This is a genomic window from Methylocystis sp. Uni0008, assembly GCF_056838045.1.
Genome location: NZ_CM166370.1, coordinates 3,508,576 through 3,524,683, shown reverse-complemented (window position 1 = coordinate 3,524,683; position 16,108 = coordinate 3,508,576). Strand labels below are relative to the sequence as shown.

Sequence of the window (16,108 nt, the reverse complement as noted above, 5' to 3'; positions counted from 1 at the left end):
GCTTTAAACGAATCGCTAAGCGCCGAGGAATATTCCCGTTGAGCTCAACCGGAACTGCCCTGGCCGTCGCCTTGACGGGCGATGACGCGCTTCCTACCTTCCGCGCACGTCTGATGAAAAGCCCTAACGAAAGGCCGGCCATGTCCACGCAGAAAATCACCGACGCCACTTTCGAACAGGAAGTGCTCAAATCCGCCGAGCCGGTCGTCGTCGATTTCTGGGCGGAATGGTGCGGCCCGTGCCGCATGATCGCGCCGGCGCTCGAAGAGATCGCCGCCGAGATGAAGGGCAAGGTCAAAGTGGTCAAGCTCAACATCGACGAGAATCCGGCCGTCGCCAGCAAGCTCGGCATCCGATCGATTCCGACTCTGATCCTGTTCAAGGACGGCAAGGCCGCAGCGCAAAAGGTTGGCGCCGCGCCGAAGGGCGAATTGTCGCGCTGGATTTCCGCGGCCGTCTGAACGAACCCTGCAAGTTGAGGCGCGGGACAACGCGATAGCGCTGCTCCCCGCGCTTTTGCCGCGATCGCCGGTTCGCCGCTCAACATGGCGCCGCCAACCGTCGGCGCAGAGCATTCGCTAACGTAAGTCGGTCATCCTGGCCGAGCGCGGATCACAGCCGAACCCAGTCCTGCAGCCACATCGCCGCGAGCGCGCCGGCGACGGCGAGGGCTGAAGCGCCGGTCAGCCTCACTCCCATGCCGGGCCCCCCGATGATCCAGCCCATCGCGGCTTTCGCCGCCGTATTGGACAGCAACGCCAGCAGCACAGCGCCCGCCGCCGCTCCTGCGCCAATTTCCGTCGCGCCCAGCCGCGCCATGGTCAGTCCGATCGCATCGACGTCCACGACGCCGGAAATCAGCGCGAGCGCATAGGCGCCGGCGCTTCCGGCGAAATGCGTCGCGAGTCGCGAGAGGACCATCACGGTCGCGAGAAGAGCGCCGAATTTGAGCACCGCGACGAGATCAAGCGGATTGCCGAGCGAAAGGTCGCTTGGCTCCCGAGGCGGTTCGCTTCGTCGCAGGAGAAAGATTCCGGCAAGCGCGAAGAGAACGCCGCCGGCCGCGACCGGCGGCGCGAGGCGCCAAGCGAGCGTTGAATTGATGATCGCTATGATCGCAAGGATCCGCGGCGCCATGATCGCATTCGCGAAGATCGCGCCCGCGGCGGAAGCGCCAATCTGCGATGGATGTTCGCGCGCCAGCCGCGACATCGCCGCCGTCGCGGCGGTCGAAGACGCCAGCCCGCCCGCCATTCCGGCGACCGCGACGCCGCGCCGGTAGCCGATGACTCTTACGGCGACGTAGCCGGCGAAGGAGATCACGCCGATCAAAACGGTCATCAGCCACAATTCGAAAGGGTTCACCGCATTCCACGGGTCGACGGCGCGATTGGGCAGAACCGGGAGCAAGATGAAGCTCATCGCGAGCAGCGCCAGTCCCGAGCGCAATTCGTCCCAGGTGATGCGCGCGACGAGGCCATGGAGAAACGCCTTCAGCGCCAGGATCGCCGTCGTCGCAACCGCCGCCGCGGCCGCCGCCTGAATGTCGCCGATCACCGCGAAGGCGCCGAGCGAAAAGGCAAGCGCCACCGCGAGGACGGTGGTCGCGCCAAAGGTCTCGTCGCGGACGTTTTCGCGATAGCGATAGACGCCGATCAAGGCGCTGACGAAGGCGAAGGCGATCGCCAGGGCGACAACGCCGGCGGCGCCGAAAGGCAGAACGATTGCGCCCCACACGCCGCCAAGCAGTCCGGCGAGCCCATGGGTGCGCAGACCGGCGGCGCGTTCGCCCTCCGCTTCGTCACGTGACGTCCAACCCCGCTCGAGACCGATAAGCAGGCCAATCGCCAGCGCGATCGACAGTCTCTGAATCAGTTCGACGGGGCTTAAGTCGTACATGCTGTTCTTCGTATCTATTTCCTTGCGGTCTTCTTCTTGGCGGCGTGACGCCAGGCCGTTTCGAGGGCGCCACGCAGTTCGCCGACATCGATCGCGTGAAGCAGAATCGTCGTCCAGCCTTGGCGCCCCCAGGCGTTCGGCACGGGCGCAAACGCGTGAGGGGCCATCATGCATTTGAACGCCTGCTCTTCGGGAGCAAGCTTCAGATTGGCCGTCTCGCCATCCGCGGCGAGCGTCGCGTAGATCCGCGCGACCTTGAAAGCGGTTCTGTCGAAATGCGGCGCTTCGCTCGTTCCTTCGAGAGACTTTGCGATGCGCTGGAAATCACGGCTGGTGGCCACGACTGCTCCACGAAGGGCCGGCGCGGCGCCGCCCTCAAGATAGATATGGCGCAAGCCGAGACGTGCGCCTGACCCAGATTGGCAATAGAACAATTGTATGAACTTACCCTTGTCTCCTTCTCGCCGCTCCAGCGTCGCGCCGTTCATGGCGATGGACGTGCTGCGCGACGCGCTCGCGTTGGAGCGCGCAGGCCGCCGTGTCATCCATCTGGAGCTTGGCGAGCCAGGCGTTCCCACGCCGCGCCGCGTGCGCGAAGCCGCCATGGAGTCGCTGCACGCGGGATCGGTCGGCTATGGCGAGGCGCTCGGCGACGCCGCACTGCGCGCCCGCATCGCGCTTCACTATGGCGAGCGCTACGGCGCCGACGTGACGCCCGACCGCGTCATCGTCACGACCGGCTCATCGGGAGGCTTTCAGCTCGCCTTTCTTGCCGCGTTTGATCCGGGCGCGCGCATCGCCGTCACTGCGCCGGGCTATCCGGCCTATGCGAATATCCTTTGCGCGCTCGGCCTGGAGCCGGTCCTGCTCGACGTCGGCGAAGAGACGCGCTTTGCGCCCACGGCGGCGATGTTGGAGGCGGCGCATCGCGCGAGCAGACTTCACGGCGCGCTTTTTATGAGTCCGGCCAATCCGACCGGGGCGATGATCGCCGGGGAGGAGCTGGCGCGGATCTGCGCCTTTTGCGACGACGCCGGAATCGTTCTCGTCTCCGACGAAATCTATCACGGACTGGAATATGAGATGCGCGCGGAGACCGCACTGCGCTTTTCGCAACGCAGTCTCGTCATCAATTCCTTCTCGAAATATTACGCGATGACCGGGTGGCGTCTCGGCTGGCTCATCGCTCCGCCCGAATTGATGCGTCCGCTCGAACGCCTGCAGCAGTCGCTGGCGATCTGCGCGCCGACTTTGTCGCAGCGCGCGGCTCTCGCCGCGTTCGACGCTGGCGACGAATTGGAGACGAACCGCGCCGCCTACGCGCGAAACCGTGCGCTTCTGCTCGATCGCCTGCCTAAATTGGGATTGGACAATTTCGCGCCGCCCGACGGCGCCTTCTACATCTATGCCGACATTTCGCGCTTCACCGATGATTCGATCGGCTTTTGCCGGCGGATGCTGCATGAGGCCGGCGTTGCGACGACGCCGGGCCTCGATTTCGATCCGCGTCGCGGCGGCAAGACGCTGCGGATCTCCTACGCGGGTCCCGAAGCTGACGTGCGCGAGGGCGTCGCCCGCCTGGAGGCCTGGCTCAGAGCCTAACCGCCAAACGGCGTGCGCACGCGCTGCCACCAGCCGCCCTTCTTGGGACGGTTGGGATCGGCTTCGGTGATAACCACTTCCGTCGGTTTGCGCGGCGCGACTGGCTGCGGCGGAGCGATCGGCTCTGGCGCGGGCTCGGACGCCGCCGCCCCCGGGCGAACGGTCTCCGGCGCCGCCGCCTCGCTTTCGCGCTCCTCGGGGGATGGCGCAATGTCAGTCCCGTTTACAGGGAGCTCGGGCGGGAACGCCGGCATATGGGCCTCGAACGGAGAGGCCGGGGCGTCCTCCTCGGCGTCATCGAGCGGGAAGACCGCCGAAGGGTCTTTGAATTCCTCCGGCAAGGGCGCCGAACGCCGCCAACGGCCGGGACCACGATCCGGGCCGCGACCTGCGCCGCGCCTGCCGCCGCGGCGATCAGGCCGCTCCTCGGTCGGCGCGGGAGCGCCCTCGATCGCCGCCATAAGCGCAAGCCCCTCGTCGGACGGCTGCTCGGCGCCGGGCGCCAGATGTTCGCCCTGCCCGCCGCGGCCGCGGCGACGGCGGCGACGCCGGCCCCGCGACGCGCCATCATCCTCTCCGCTGAAACGCGACCGGCCGCCATTCTCGTCTCGGCGCAGTTCGCCGCTGGCCTCGACGCCTTCTTCCTCTTCCTCGACAAGGTCGCCGGAGAGAGCTTCTTCGGGCGCTTCCTCTTCAAGCGGTTCGGCGCGAATGGAATCGACGCGCAAAGGCGCATCGCGCTGCGGAACGCGTGGCCCGCTCGCGAGTTCGCCGCGCTCGAGCGCGTGATAGGTCGCGCCGGTGAGCGTGTCGTCCGCCGCCACCGTGATATGGACGCCGAAGCGGCGTTCCAGCTCCTGCAGATGGGTGCGCTTCTGGTTGAGGATGTAGAGCGCCACGACGGCGCGCGTGCGCAGCGTCACGTCATGCGCCGAACTCTTGACCAGCGCCTCCTCGAGCACGCGCAGCACATGCAGTGCGATGGAGGCGGTGGAGCGCACATGGCCGGCGCCGGCGCAATGCGGACATGGCACCGTGGAGCCTTCGACGACGCCGGCGCGAATGCGCTGACGCGACATTTCCAGCAAGCCGAAATGCGAGATGCGGCCGACCTGAATGCGGGCGCGATCGTTCTTCAACGCATCCTTCAGGCGACGCTCGACGGAGCGATTGTTGCGGCTCTCCTCCATGTCGATGAAGTCGACGACGATCAGCCCGGCGAGATCGCGCAGCCGCAATTGCCGCGCGACTTCGTCGGCGGCTTCGAGGTTGGTGCGGAGCGCCGTATCCTCGATATTGTGCTCGCGCGTCGAGCGCCCCGAGTTCACGTCGATCGCGACAAGCGCCTCGGTCTGATTGATGACGAGGTAGCCGCCCGATTTCAGCGTGACATGGTTAGAGAACATCGCGTCGAGCTGCGCCTCGACGCCGCTCTCGGCGAAGATCGGGAAAGCCTCGCGATGCAGGCGCACGTTTTTGGCGTGGCTCGGCATCAGCATGCGCATGAAGTCTTTCGCCTCGCGGTAGGCGTCTTCGCCGGAGACGACGACTTCCTCGACGTCGCGGCCATAAAGGTCGCGGATGGCGCGCTTGATCAGCGAGCCTTCCTCATAGACGAGCGTCGGCGCAGAGGAGCGCAGCGTCAATTCGCGCACGCTTTCCCAAAGCCGCAGCAGATATTCGAAATCGCGCTTGACCTCCTGCTTGGTGCGCGTCGCGCCGGCCGTGCGCAGGATGACGCCCATGCCCTCCGGCACTTCGAGATCATGCACGATCTCTTTCAGTCGCTTGCGGTCGGCGCCGTCGGTAATCTTGCGCGAGATGCCGCCGCCCCGCGCCGTGTTGGGCATCAGCACCGAATAGCGGCCCGCGAGGGAAAGATAGGTGGTGAGCGCCGCGCCCTTGTTGCCGCGCTCTTCCTTGACGACCTGGACGAGCAGCACCTGACGGCGCTTGATGACCTCTTGAATCTTGTATTGGCGGCGGGCGCGGGGCGCGCGATAGGGCGCTTCGTCCATGGCGTCGCCGCCGATGTGCTCGACGTGATCCTCTTCGTCGTCGTGCTCTTCCTCGTCGTGCTCCTCGACCGGAGCTTCGATGCGGGCGCTCACTTCGGCGCTGTCGTCTTCCACTTCTTCCGGCTCTTCGCGGGCGCGTTCGCGCGCCTCGTCGCGCTCGTCCTGCCGGCGCGCCTTCAACTCATGATCGGGCTCCGGCGCCTGGAGGACGAACTCCTCGGCCTCGCCGGTCTCGACCGAGCCAAAGCCCGCGGGATCGATGGAAATGCGTTCATGCTGCGCGGCGTCGACCGGCGGCTCGCCCGCCTCCGCCTCACGGGGCTCGATCTCATTGGGCTCAACCTCGAGCCCGCTTGCTTCCGCCTCCGCGGCGACAGGCGCATGGGCCTCGGGGACGGCGTCCTGCGCTTCGGGTTCTATCGTCGCGGTCGGCGTTTTGAGTGCTACTTCCGACTCAGATTCAGCGCCGGCCTCTGCCACGGATTGCGGCGTGTCCTCGATCGATTCCGCGAAACCGGTCTCGGCCTGGTCCTCGACGATGACGATCGACGTCGCGATCGCGTCGTCGATGGGGTCGCTCGTCACCGCTTCGTCGGCGCTCGCGCGCTTTTCGGCGCCCTCATACTGGCGGCGGCGCGAACGGCGACCACGGCCGTGCGGCGCGCGCTCTTCCTCTTCGGCCTGCTGATGGGCGCGGCTTTCCTCTTCGAGGAGCGCCTGTCGGTCGGCGACGGGGATCTGGTAGTAGTCGGGGTGGATTTCGGCAAAGGCCAGAAAACCGTGGCGGTTTCCGCCGTAATCGACGAAGGCCGCCTGAAGCGACGGCTCGACTCGCGTGACCTTCGCGAGGTAAATGTTGCCTCGCAGCGGTTTTTTGTCGGCAGCCTCGAAATCGAATTCCTGAACGCGGTTTCCACGTAGAACGACTACGCGCGTCTCCTCCGGGTGGGAGGCGTCGATGAGCATCTTGTTAGCCATGGGGGACTCTTTTGCGGCGTCGCGCGCAATGACGCCGACGGGGCAACCCTAAGTCCAAGCATGGACTTGGCGACCGCTCTTTGGCGCAGCCTGACGGCGCGAACGCTTCTTGTGATGATGAGGGGGGCAGGCGTTAAACCTGCGATACGCTGGCCGGCGTTGGCGCCGGCGGGACGACGAAGCGCGGAACGCCTCGTCCCCGTGAGATGACGAACGGGCCGAAGGGCCATGATTTTGGCGAAGCCGCGTCCAGCCGCGCGGACAAGCCGCACAGCGGTAACGCCTACTCTCGCGCCTATCACGGTCCTGGCCATGAGATCGTCAAAAAACCTTTCGCGCCGCGAAAGGCGGCGAACAAACGTCACGGCCTGCACAAGGCGCGACGGAAAGACGTCAACTGTCCCGAAATTCCCTTGGCCCGATTTGACGGCCGCATTTCGCGGCAAATATCGCGCCGCAGAATTCCGCAGCTTCTCCTTACATATCGGTCGCCGTTGGTCGGCGCAAGCGCCGCCTCGGCTATTCACCAAAAAAATCGTGGAGAAAGGTCCCTCAGGGGGAGGCTTTCGGATAAGCTAACGGCGCGTTAACGGCGCTGTCTCAAAATCGGCGGACGTCGGACCATTTAGGGACCAAGTTGAGGAGGATCGCTTTGCGCGCAGGAGGGCCACGACGGATCATTCTGGCCGCGCTGGCGATTGCGGGCGGCCTCGCCTGGCCCGCCGGAGCCGACGAGCAGCAGAAGGAAATCTCTGCGCTGAGCGCCCGCATCGAGGCGCTCCCTGACCGCTCCCGCCTTCTGTTCGATCTCACGGGTCTGCCGCCGGTGACCGCCCACCCGGTGGCGAACCCGCCGCGCATTATCGTCGATCTTCCCCAGGTGCTCTTCCGCATGGAGGCGAACGCCGGTCTGTCGACGGGCGACAAGCTGATAAAATCATATCGATATGGCATCTTCGCGCCTGGACGCTCGCGGGTCGTGATCGATCTTGCGGGGCCCGCGAAAATTCTAAAGGCCGACAGCGAGGTGGCGATCGGCGGACCGCGGCTCGCGATCGAACTCGCGCCCACCAGCGCCCAGCATTTCGCCGCAACCGTCGCCGAACAGGCCCGCCTCCAGCCCGCCGATCCGCCGGCCCTGCCGCCGCAGATCTCAGGGATCGCGCCCAAATCGCCCGCGGACAAACCCATGGTGGTCATCGATCCCGGCCACGGCGGGGTCGACATGGGCGCGACCGGCAAGCACGGCGAACTGGAAAAGGACGTCGTGCTCGAATTCGCGCGCGCGCTGCGGGAGAAGATCGAAGCAACCGACCATGCGCGCGTAATTCTGACCCGCGACCACGATATGTTTCTCCCGCTTGCCGAGCGGGTGCGAATCGCGCGTGAAAACAACGCCTCGCTGTTTGTCTCGATTCACGCCGACACCCTCTCCTCATCCCGGGTCGAGGGCGCGACTGTCTACACCGTCTCAGAACGCGCGTCGGACGCCGAAGCCGCGCGGATGGCTGAGAAGGAGAATCTCGCCGATCAGGCCGCCGGACTCGAGAGCAAGGCGGACGCCGAGGAGGTCGGCGACATATTGTTCGAGCTCACGCGACGGGAGACCCGCGCGTATAGCCGACAGTTTTCCCATTCGCTGATCTCCTTCTGGAAGGAGGTGGGGGCGCTCAACAAGAATCCGAGCCGCTCGGCAGGCTTCGTCGTGCTCAAGGCCTTCGACGTTCCCTCCGTCCTGCTGGAGCTCGGATATCTCTCGAGCGAACAGGATCTCGTCCGGCTGACGTCCCAGAACTGGCGCGACCGGGCGGCGCAGAAAGCCGCCGAAGCCGTCGACGCCTTCGTCAGCGCCCGCAGCCGCGAGGCGCGCGCGCCGGCCGACGCGCCCTCGGGCGCGGCGCGCCCACAATAAAACACAAAATCACGCCAAATGGAGAATGTCGCGACGCACGACCGCCCGGGCGTCGCAGGCCGCCGAACGACGAGAAACGCAGAGGCGTCGTCATAGGTTTGCCGATAAGCCCTTATCGGGTTGCGGCAATTTCGTGGCCGGCGGCGCTGGCAGTCGAATGCGCCGCGAACCGGCGCCGAGAATTCGCGAATGGTGGAATGATCGAAACCAGCGTTGTTAGAAAAACAGACGCAAAACGTGCGATCGCTCACTATATCTCAGCCGGACGGACCGGCTGACGCGCCGACCGGGAGCGCCCCGGCCTCGCGATAAACGTGATTCGACATTGGAAACGCTAGCCGACGCCCCGCGTCGGCCGCTCTAAGGGTGATATTTCATGCGAATGCTCGCGAGGTTTTTGGGCTTCGTCTTCGCGACCGCGACGATCCTGTTCCTTATCGGATCCGTCGCCGTCGCCGGGCTGGTCTATTATTTCTCCAAGGACCTGCCGGACACCGAGCAGTTGCGCAACTACGAGCCGCCGGTGACGACGCGGCTGCACGCCGGCGACGGATCGATCCTCGCGGAATATTCGCACGAGCGCCGCCTGTTCCTGCCGAGCTCCGCAATACCGCAGCTGGTGAAGCAAGCCTTCATCTCCGCCGAAGACAAGAATTTCTACAATCACATCGGCATCGACCCGGAAGGCGTGATGCGCGCGGTGACGGTGCTCGCCCAGGGCGGCCGCCATGTGCAAGGCGCCTCGACCATTACCCAGCAGGTCGCCAAGAACTTCCTCGTCGGCAATGAACGCTCCATCGAACGCAAGGTCCGCGAAGCGCTCGTCGCCTTCCGCATTGAAGCCGCTTATCCCAAGGACAAGATCCTCGAACTCTATCTGAACGAGATCTATCTCGGCCTTGGAAACTACGGCGTCGCCGCCGCGGCGCTCAACTATTTCAACAAATCGGTCAATGAACTGACGCTCGCCGAGGCGGCCTATCTCGCCGCTCTTCCCAAGGCGCCGAGCAATTATCATCCGTTTCAGAACCGCGAGCGCGCGCTCGAGCGCCGCAACTATGTCATCGACCGCCTGATCGCCGACGGCTATGTGACCGCCGAAGAAGGCGCGAAGGCGAAAGCCGAACCGCTCGGCGTCAATCCGCGCGTGCTGTCGCCGAACACCTATGTCGCCGGCTATTTCGCCGAAGAAGTGCGCCGTCAGCTTCTCGAACAGTACAGCGAGAAGAAGCTCTATGAGGGCGGCCTCTCCGTCCGCACCACGCTCGATCCCAAGATGCAGGCCTGGACCCGAAAGGCCCTCGCCGACGGCCTCGTGCGTTTCGACGAGGCGCATGGCTTCCGCGGCGCGATGAACCACATCGACATCTCGTCGGATTGGGGCGTGACGCTCGCGACAATTCCGGCGCTTGGCGACGTCAAGCCCTGGCGCCTCGCCGTCGTGCTCGACGTGACCGGCGACGCTGCGCGCATCGGCCTTCAGCCGGGACGCGAGAAATCCGGCGAAGTGGCGCGCGAACGCGAGACCGGCCTGCTCACAGCGGAGGGTATGCGCTGGGCGGGCCGCAATCCGCGAACCGCCTTCACGCCGGGCGACGTAGTCTACGTCGAACCGCTCGCGGGCCGCGCCGGCCAATATCGTCTGCGCCAGATCCCCGACATCTCCGGCGCCATGGTGGCGATGGATCCGCATACCGGCCGCGTCTTCTCGATGGTCGGCGGCTTCTCTTTCGACCAGTCGGCGTTCAACCGCTCGACCCAGGCGCTGCGTCAGCCCGGCTCCTCGTTCAAGCCGTTCGTTTACGCGACGGCGCTCGACAATGGCTACACGCCTTCGTCCTCGATCCTCGACGAGCCGATTTCGATCCAGCAGGCGGACGGCACCTATTGGACGCCGGAGAACTTCGAAGGCGGCCACGGCACCGGCGCGCATCCGCTGCGCTACGGCATCGAGCACTCGAAGAACATGATGACGGTGCGTCTGGCGAAGGACGTCGGCATGCCGCTCATCGCCGAATACGCCAAGCGCTTCGGCGTCTATGACGAGATGACGCCCTATCTGTCGATGGCGCTCGGCGCCGGCGAAACGACGCTGCTGCGCATGGTCGCCGGCTATTCGATGCTGGCGAATGGCGGCAAGCGCATCAAGCCCACGCTGATCGACCGAATTCAGGATCGCTGGGGCAAGACGCTCTACCGCCATGACGAGCGCCAATGTATCGGCTGCGACTCGGCGAAATGGGAAAATCAGCTGGAGCCGAAGCTCATCGACAAGCGGGAGCAGGTGCTCGATCCGCTCACCGCCTATCAGATCACCTCGATCATGGAAGGCGTCATCCAGCGCGGCACCGGCGTTTCGATCAAGGCGGTGGGCAAGCATCTCGCCGGCAAGACGGGCACGACGAACGAAGCCAAGGATCTCTGGTTCGTCGGCTTCTCGCCCGATCTCGCGGTCGGCGTTTTCATCGGCTACGACCGGCCGCGTTCGCTCGGCAGCCACGCCCAGGCCGCGCAATTCGCCGCGCCGATCTTCCGCGACTTCATGACGGTGGCGCTCAAGGACAAGCCGGATACGCCCTTCCGCGTGCCGCCGGGGATCAAGCTTATTTCCGTCGACGTCCATTCGGGACTGCGTTCGTCGGGCGCCGGCACGATTCTCGAAGCGTTCAAGCCGGGGACGGCGCCGCCCGATTCCTATTCCGGCGGCGGCGGCCCGCGACAGCTCGATACGCCGCATGACGTGGATCAGCAGGTCGGCAGCGGCACCGGCGGTCTTTACTAATCAAGCACGGCGGCCGGCGACCTTTGGTTTCCGGCCGCCGGCTTTATATGCTGAAAGCGATGACCACCCTCGACGCCGATGCGACCGCGCGCGTGACGCTGGAAACCGCGTCCGGCGTCGCGATCCTCACGCTGAACAGCGCCGCTTCGCGCAACGCCCTCTCCCTCGCGATGATCGCTGAGCTCGCGGCCAGGCTCGACGCCCTCGCCGGCCGCAATGAGATTCGCGCCGTCGTGCTGCAGGCGGAAGGGCCGGCCTTTTGCGCCGGGCACGATCTCAAGGAACTGACGGCGCATCGCAACGATCCCGATCGCGGCCGCGCCTTCTTCGAAGAGACGATGCGCGCCTGCGCGGCGCTGATGCAGAAAATCGTGACGCTGCCCCAGCCGGTGGTCGCGGCGATCGACGAGATGGCCACGGCCGCCGGCTGCCAGCTCGTCGCAAGCTGCGATCTCGCCGTCGCAGGGCCGCGCGCGCGCTTCTGCACGCCGGGCGTCGATATCGGCCTCTTCTGTTCGACGCCGTCTGTCGCGCTCTCGCGCAATGTGGCGCAGAAGCAGGCGATGGAGATGCTGCTGACCGGCGTTCCGATCGGGGCCGAAGAGGCGCTCCGTATCGGGCTCGTTAACCGCATTTCCGCCGATGGCGCGCGAACTGGCGCGCTGTCGCTGGCGCAGCTCATCGCGAGAAAATCCCCACAAGCGATCCGCTACGGCAAGAGGGCGTTCTACGCCCAGCGCGAGCAGCCGCTCGCAGAGGCCTATGAGCTGGCAAGCGCGGTGATGGTCGAGAATATGCTGGCGGAGGACGCCGAGGAAGGAATTGCAGCCTTTCTTGAAAAGCGCGCGCCGACATGGTCGCGCGAGTAGAAGCGCCATAGCGAAGCGCGACGCCATAGGCTGTTCAGACTGCGCGCATCATTGCGCCGTAAACGCGCCGTTCTCGCCTGCCCTGCAACGCTAATTTCTTTCGCGTGCTCTCAGCCAACCGGATGAGGCGCCTCGTGCGATTTCATTCATAATGATGCTACTGCGCGTCATTCTTCGTGCGCGCAATTTAAGGGAGTCGAGACATGTCCAGATTGCGCAATCGCGCCCTGCATCTGGCGCTGCTCCTTGCGCTCGCCATCGCCTTCATGCTCGCGGCCTTTCCGGCGCGCGCAAGCTGACGATCGCAAGCAAGCGCGTCTGTTGTTGACGCAGCACGGACGACGCCGTGAAGCGCCGCGATATTGATTTACGTATGGAGATTGAAAATGAATCCTTTGCATCTTTCCCTCGCGACTGCCTTCACGCTCGCCATCGCATGCTGCGCCTTCGCGCCGGCGGCGAGAGCCGATCTCACCGTCTGCAACAGGACGCCGGACCAAGTCACCGTCGCGGCGGCCTGGGTCAGTCCGACTGGCGGGTTCACCTCGGAAGGCTGGTGGAAGCTTCGCGCCTGCGGCGGCTGCGAAAGAGTCGTCCTGCGCAGCGAAACGTCCGATCCGCACAATTACTTCTTCTACGCTCATGGCGGCGGCAGGGAATGGCGCGGGGACTCGTCTTTCTGCACGACTCCGGGCGCGTTCAAGATCGGCGACGCCAAGCGCTGCATATTTGGACGACGCGGCCAGATGAAGAATTTCGTTCATGTCACGAGCAGCAGCGGCAATCATACGCATAGTCTGACCGGCCGCTCGAGCAGCGGACGCGTGTGCATCGATTGAGCGCTTCTATTCGCCGAGATACCGCAGCGCGGCGGCGGCCGCGAAGGGGCAGAGCGCGAGAGCGGCGAGCGTGATCGCGCAGAGAATGGCGAAGGGCGCGTAGAACGGCACGGTCCCGCCGCTCGCGGCCTCCGCGGCGGAGACGCCGAAGATCAGCACCGGAATGGTCAGCGGCAGGACGAGCAGCGCCATCAGTAGACCGCCGCGTCGCACAGTCACCGTCGCCGCCGCGCCGATGGCGCCGATCAGGGTGAGCGCCGGCGTGCCGGCAAGCAGCGTCGCGACGACGCCTAAGAGCGCCATGCGCTCCTGCTGCAGCATCAGGCCGAGAAACGGCGCGGCGAGAACGAGCGGCAGTCCCGTCGCCGCCCAATGCGCCGCGCATTTGACGAGCACCGCGAGTTCGAGCGGCGTCTCGGCGAGATGGAAGAGATCCAGCGAGCCGTCCTCGGCGTCGGCCTGAAACAGGCGATCGAGACAGAGCAGCGTCGCGAGCAGCGCCGCGATCCACAGAATCGCCGGTCCGATGCGGGCGAGGAGATTTGGATCCGGTCCGACGGCGAAGGGAACGATCGCGACGAGCGTCAGGAAGAAGACGACGCCCATCGCGCCGGAGCCGCCGATGCGGCGCGCGACGCGCCATTCGCGCAGGAAGAGCGCGGCGAGCGGGGAATTCAATCTACACTCCAGGCTTTTATGGCATTCGAGCCAATCCCCCGGCCCCTCACCTCGCCTCTCCCCGCTCTCGCGGGGAGAGGGGGCGGCAAGCGCGGCGCCGATGACTCCTCTCCCCGCTGGCGGGGAGAGGTGAGGTGAGGGGGCGGGGCAAGAAGCCGCAAAGTGAAACGCAGCATTATCCCACGCTCCCTAGGGCCAATTCCTGCGCTTCTCCCAGCCCCAGCGGCTCATGCGTCGCCGCGACGATCAATCCGCCATGAGCGCAATGATCGCGCATGGCGACGGCGAATTTCTCGCGCGAAGCCCGATCGAGCGCGGTCAGCGGCTCGTCGAGCAGCCAGAGCGGCCGGAAGGCGACGAGAAGACGCGCCAGCGCCGCGCGCCGCTTCTGACCCGCCGAGAGCGCGCCGACCGGCGCGGCGGCGACATGCGCGAGGCCGACAATCCCGAGCGCCGCGTCGACCGTGCGGCTGCGCCGATCGGGCTCCCGGGCCAGATAGCGCGACCAGAAATCGAGGTTCTCCTCGACGCTCAGCGCCGACTTCATGCCGTCGCTATGCGCGAGGTAATGCGCCTGCTGCGGCAGCTCGGCGTCGGGCGGTCCGCCGGCGAGCGCGACGGCGCCTCCCGCGCGCGGCAGGAGCCCCGCGAGCGTCCGCAGCAACGTCGATTTCCCGGCGCCGTTGGGGCCGGTCACGATCAGCGCCTGCCCGGAAGAAAGCGAAAAGCTCAGACGATCCAGCACGGTGCGTCCGCCGCGCAAAACGCTGAGATTGTCGACGCAAAGGCGCAGCGCGCCATCGGCGAGGGGTAGAACGGTCTGGGCGGGCTCGGACATGCGCCGGGCATAAGGCTTTGCGACCGAATCCGCCAGCCGCCGCCCGGCGCCCGCTGGCTAGCGCACCTTCGAACTCGGGCTCATTTCAGCTCACTTTCAGCTCATGCCCGCGCTTGTCGCGGCCATCCACGGCGGACAATCGCGAAACGCATCACGCGGAGGCGGCATGTTCGGCTCATGTTCTCACACTTGCATCGCGTCGTCGCGTGGATGGCCGCGACAAGCGCGGCCATGACGCGGCGAGATGGCGCCTCGTCAATGTGGATTCGAAACCCCGCGGCCCCGCCGCCCTGGCCCTCCGCCCGCTGGCGCAGACCGGGCGGGAATGCTAAGCAGCCGGATCATTCCTTGGGCGCTTGGGGCCAAGGTTCTTCGCCAATCGCGCGCGGCGCGCCCGTTCTTCAGGGACTGCGGAATAAGTGACGAAGCATAAGAGCTTAGAGGATTATGCGGCAAGGCGATTCCGTTTTGCTGGCAACGCCTTGCTGGAGTTCAACGATCCGTTTTTCGCCCAGATCGACCGGCTGCGCGCCGAGTTCGAGGCGCAGGGCAAGCATTTCGTCAGCTTCGCCAACTACGACTATCTCGGCCTCGCGAATCATCCGCGGATCCGGGAGGAGGCCAAGCGCGAGGTTGACGGGCTTGGCGTTGGCGCCCTCGCCTCTCGACTCGTCGGCGGCGAGCGCACGACGCACAAGCCCTTCGAAGCGGAGATCGCCGAATTCCTCGGCATGGAGAGCGCGCTGACGCTCGTCTCCGGCTATCTCTCCAACGTCACGACCATCGCCTGGCTGATGAACGGCAAGCGCGACGCCATCTATATCGACGAACTTGCGCATAACAGCATCGTCGCGGGCGCCGACGGCGCGCCGGCGCATGTCGTCAAGTTCCGCCACAATGATTTCGATCATCTCGAACATCTGCTCGCCCGCCATCGCGAGGAATACCGCAACGTCCTGATCGTGGTGGAAGGCGTCTACAGCATGGACGGCGACACCGCCGACCTGCCGCGGCTCCTCGCCATCAAGGAGAAATACAAGGTCTGGCTTCTCGTCGATGAGGCGCATTCTCTCGGCGTGCTCGGCGCGACGGGCCGGGGCCTCGCCGAGCATCAGGGCGTCGACCCCGACCGCATCGACCTTATCGTCGGGACGATGTCGAAGACGCTTGCGTCCTGCGGCGGCTATGTCTGCGGGAAAAAGCAGGTCATCGACTGGTTCCGCTATACGCTGCCGGGCTTCGTCTACAGCGTCGGCCTGTCTCCCGTCATTCTCGCCGCCGCGCGCACGGCGCTGCGGCTGATGCAGGAAGAGACCTGGCGCATCGACAAGCTCGCCGCCAACGCCGAACTCTTCCGCACGGTCGCGCATGAGGCGGGCTTCTCCACGGGGCCGGCGATCGGCCGCGGCGTGGTGCCGATCCTGTTCTCGAGCGACCTCGAAACGATGTGGGCGTCGCAGCATCTGCTGGCGAACGGCTACTATGTGCCGCCGGTGGTGCGCATCGGCGTGCCGAAGGACGGGCCGCGACTGCGCTTCTTCTTCTCCGCCAATCACAGCGAGGCGGAAATTCGCGGCGTCATCCAGACGCTGCGCGACATGCCGCCGGTGACGGAAGAGGCGCATCAGATCGTCGCCGCCGCCATGGCGGGCGGCTAAACGCCCGCTTCCCGCGTCACTTTGACGCTTTCGAT

General features: G+C 65.7%; 12 protein-coding genes. 7 read left to right on the top strand and 5 right to left on the bottom strand.

Translation table 11 applies throughout. The annotated features are described in order from the left end of the window. Positions 1–140: 140 nt before the first annotated feature. Positions 141–461 (top strand): thioredoxin, encoded by a 321-nt coding sequence (gene trxA, locus AC0X69_RS17490; RefSeq protein ID WP_363349950.1) that lies wholly within the window; start codon positions 141–143, stop codon positions 459–461. A 151-nt stretch (positions 462–612) separates the two neighbouring features. Here the strand turns inward: trxA and AC0X69_RS17485 are convergent, their stop codons facing one another. Both AC0X69_RS17485 and AC0X69_RS17480 read right to left on the bottom strand, forming a co-directional pair. Further along, entirely contained in the window at positions 613–1,899 is a 1,287-nt protein-coding gene (locus AC0X69_RS17485; protein WP_482609261.1) for an MgtC/SapB family protein, read from the bottom strand. Between the two features lie 14 nt (positions 1,900–1,913). After that, positions 1,914–2,240 (bottom strand): MmcQ/YjbR family DNA-binding protein, encoded by a 327-nt coding sequence (locus AC0X69_RS17480; protein ID WP_482609259.1) that lies wholly within the window; start codon positions 2,238–2,240, stop codon positions 1,914–1,916. Between the two features lie 97 nt (positions 2,241–2,337). On the opposite strand from AC0X69_RS17480, the gene AC0X69_RS17475 reads away from it, so the two are divergent. Further along, positions 2,338–3,501, top strand: a complete 1,164-nt coding sequence (locus tag AC0X69_RS17475) for a pyridoxal phosphate-dependent aminotransferase (RefSeq protein ID WP_482609257.1) — start codon at positions 2,338–2,340, stop codon at positions 3,499–3,501. Here the strand turns inward: AC0X69_RS17475 and AC0X69_RS17470 are convergent. Beyond that, positions 3,498–6,497 (bottom strand): Rne/Rng family ribonuclease, encoded by a 3,000-nt coding sequence (locus tag AC0X69_RS17470; RefSeq protein ID WP_482609255.1) that lies wholly within the window; start codon positions 6,495–6,497, stop codon positions 3,498–3,500. The two genes, AC0X69_RS17475 and AC0X69_RS17470, sit on opposite strands and share 4 nt — an antisense overlap. Before the next feature lie 652 nt (positions 6,498–7,149). Here AC0X69_RS17470 and AC0X69_RS17465 point away from each other — a divergent pair. The 4 genes from AC0X69_RS17465 to AC0X69_RS17450 all read left to right on the top strand — a co-directional run bounded on the left by AC0X69_RS17465 (position 7,150) and on the right by AC0X69_RS17450 (position 12,899). Continuing rightward, complete coding sequence (locus AC0X69_RS17465) at positions 7,150–8,409, top strand: N-acetylmuramoyl-L-alanine amidase (protein WP_482609253.1); 1,260 nt, start codon at positions 7,150–7,152, stop codon at positions 8,407–8,409. A gap of 376 nt (positions 8,410–8,785) precedes the next feature. Next, a complete protein-coding gene (locus AC0X69_RS17460) occupies positions 8,786–11,191 on the top strand; it encodes a penicillin-binding protein 1A (protein ID WP_482609251.1) in 2,406 nt (801 codons plus the stop codon). A gap of 59 nt (positions 11,192–11,250) precedes the next feature. Beyond that, positions 11,251–12,060: an enoyl-CoA hydratase gene (locus AC0X69_RS17455; RefSeq protein WP_482609249.1), complete on the top strand. Its 810-nt coding sequence runs from the start codon at positions 11,251–11,253 to the stop codon at positions 12,058–12,060. Positions 12,061–12,446: 386 nt separating this feature from the next. Further along, positions 12,447–12,899, top strand: coding sequence for a DUF1036 domain-containing protein (locus tag AC0X69_RS17450; RefSeq protein ID WP_482609247.1), 453 nt, complete (start codon positions 12,447–12,449; stop codon positions 12,897–12,899). A 6-nt stretch (positions 12,900–12,905) separates the two neighbouring features. On the opposite strand, the gene ccmB is transcribed toward AC0X69_RS17450, so the two are convergent. Together ccmB and ccmA are read right to left on the bottom strand one after the other, a co-directional pair. After that, positions 12,906–13,577: a heme exporter protein CcmB gene (gene ccmB, locus AC0X69_RS17445; protein WP_482609245.1), complete on the bottom strand. Its 672-nt coding sequence runs from the start codon at positions 13,575–13,577 to the stop codon at positions 12,906–12,908. Positions 13,578–13,752: 175 nt separating this feature from the next. Then, the gene (gene ccmA, locus AC0X69_RS17440) at positions 13,753–14,415 is read right to left on the bottom strand and encodes a heme ABC exporter ATP-binding protein CcmA (RefSeq protein ID WP_482609243.1); all 663 of its coding nucleotides are present in this window, start codon (positions 14,413–14,415) and stop codon (positions 13,753–13,755) included. Between the two features lie 419 nt (positions 14,416–14,834). Here ccmA and AC0X69_RS17435 point away from each other — a divergent pair, with 419 nt between their 5' ends. Then, complete coding sequence (locus tag AC0X69_RS17435) at positions 14,835–16,073, top strand: aminotransferase class I/II-fold pyridoxal phosphate-dependent enzyme (RefSeq protein ID WP_482609241.1); 1,239 nt, start codon at positions 14,835–14,837, stop codon at positions 16,071–16,073. Positions 16,074–16,108 lie beyond the last annotated feature (35 nt).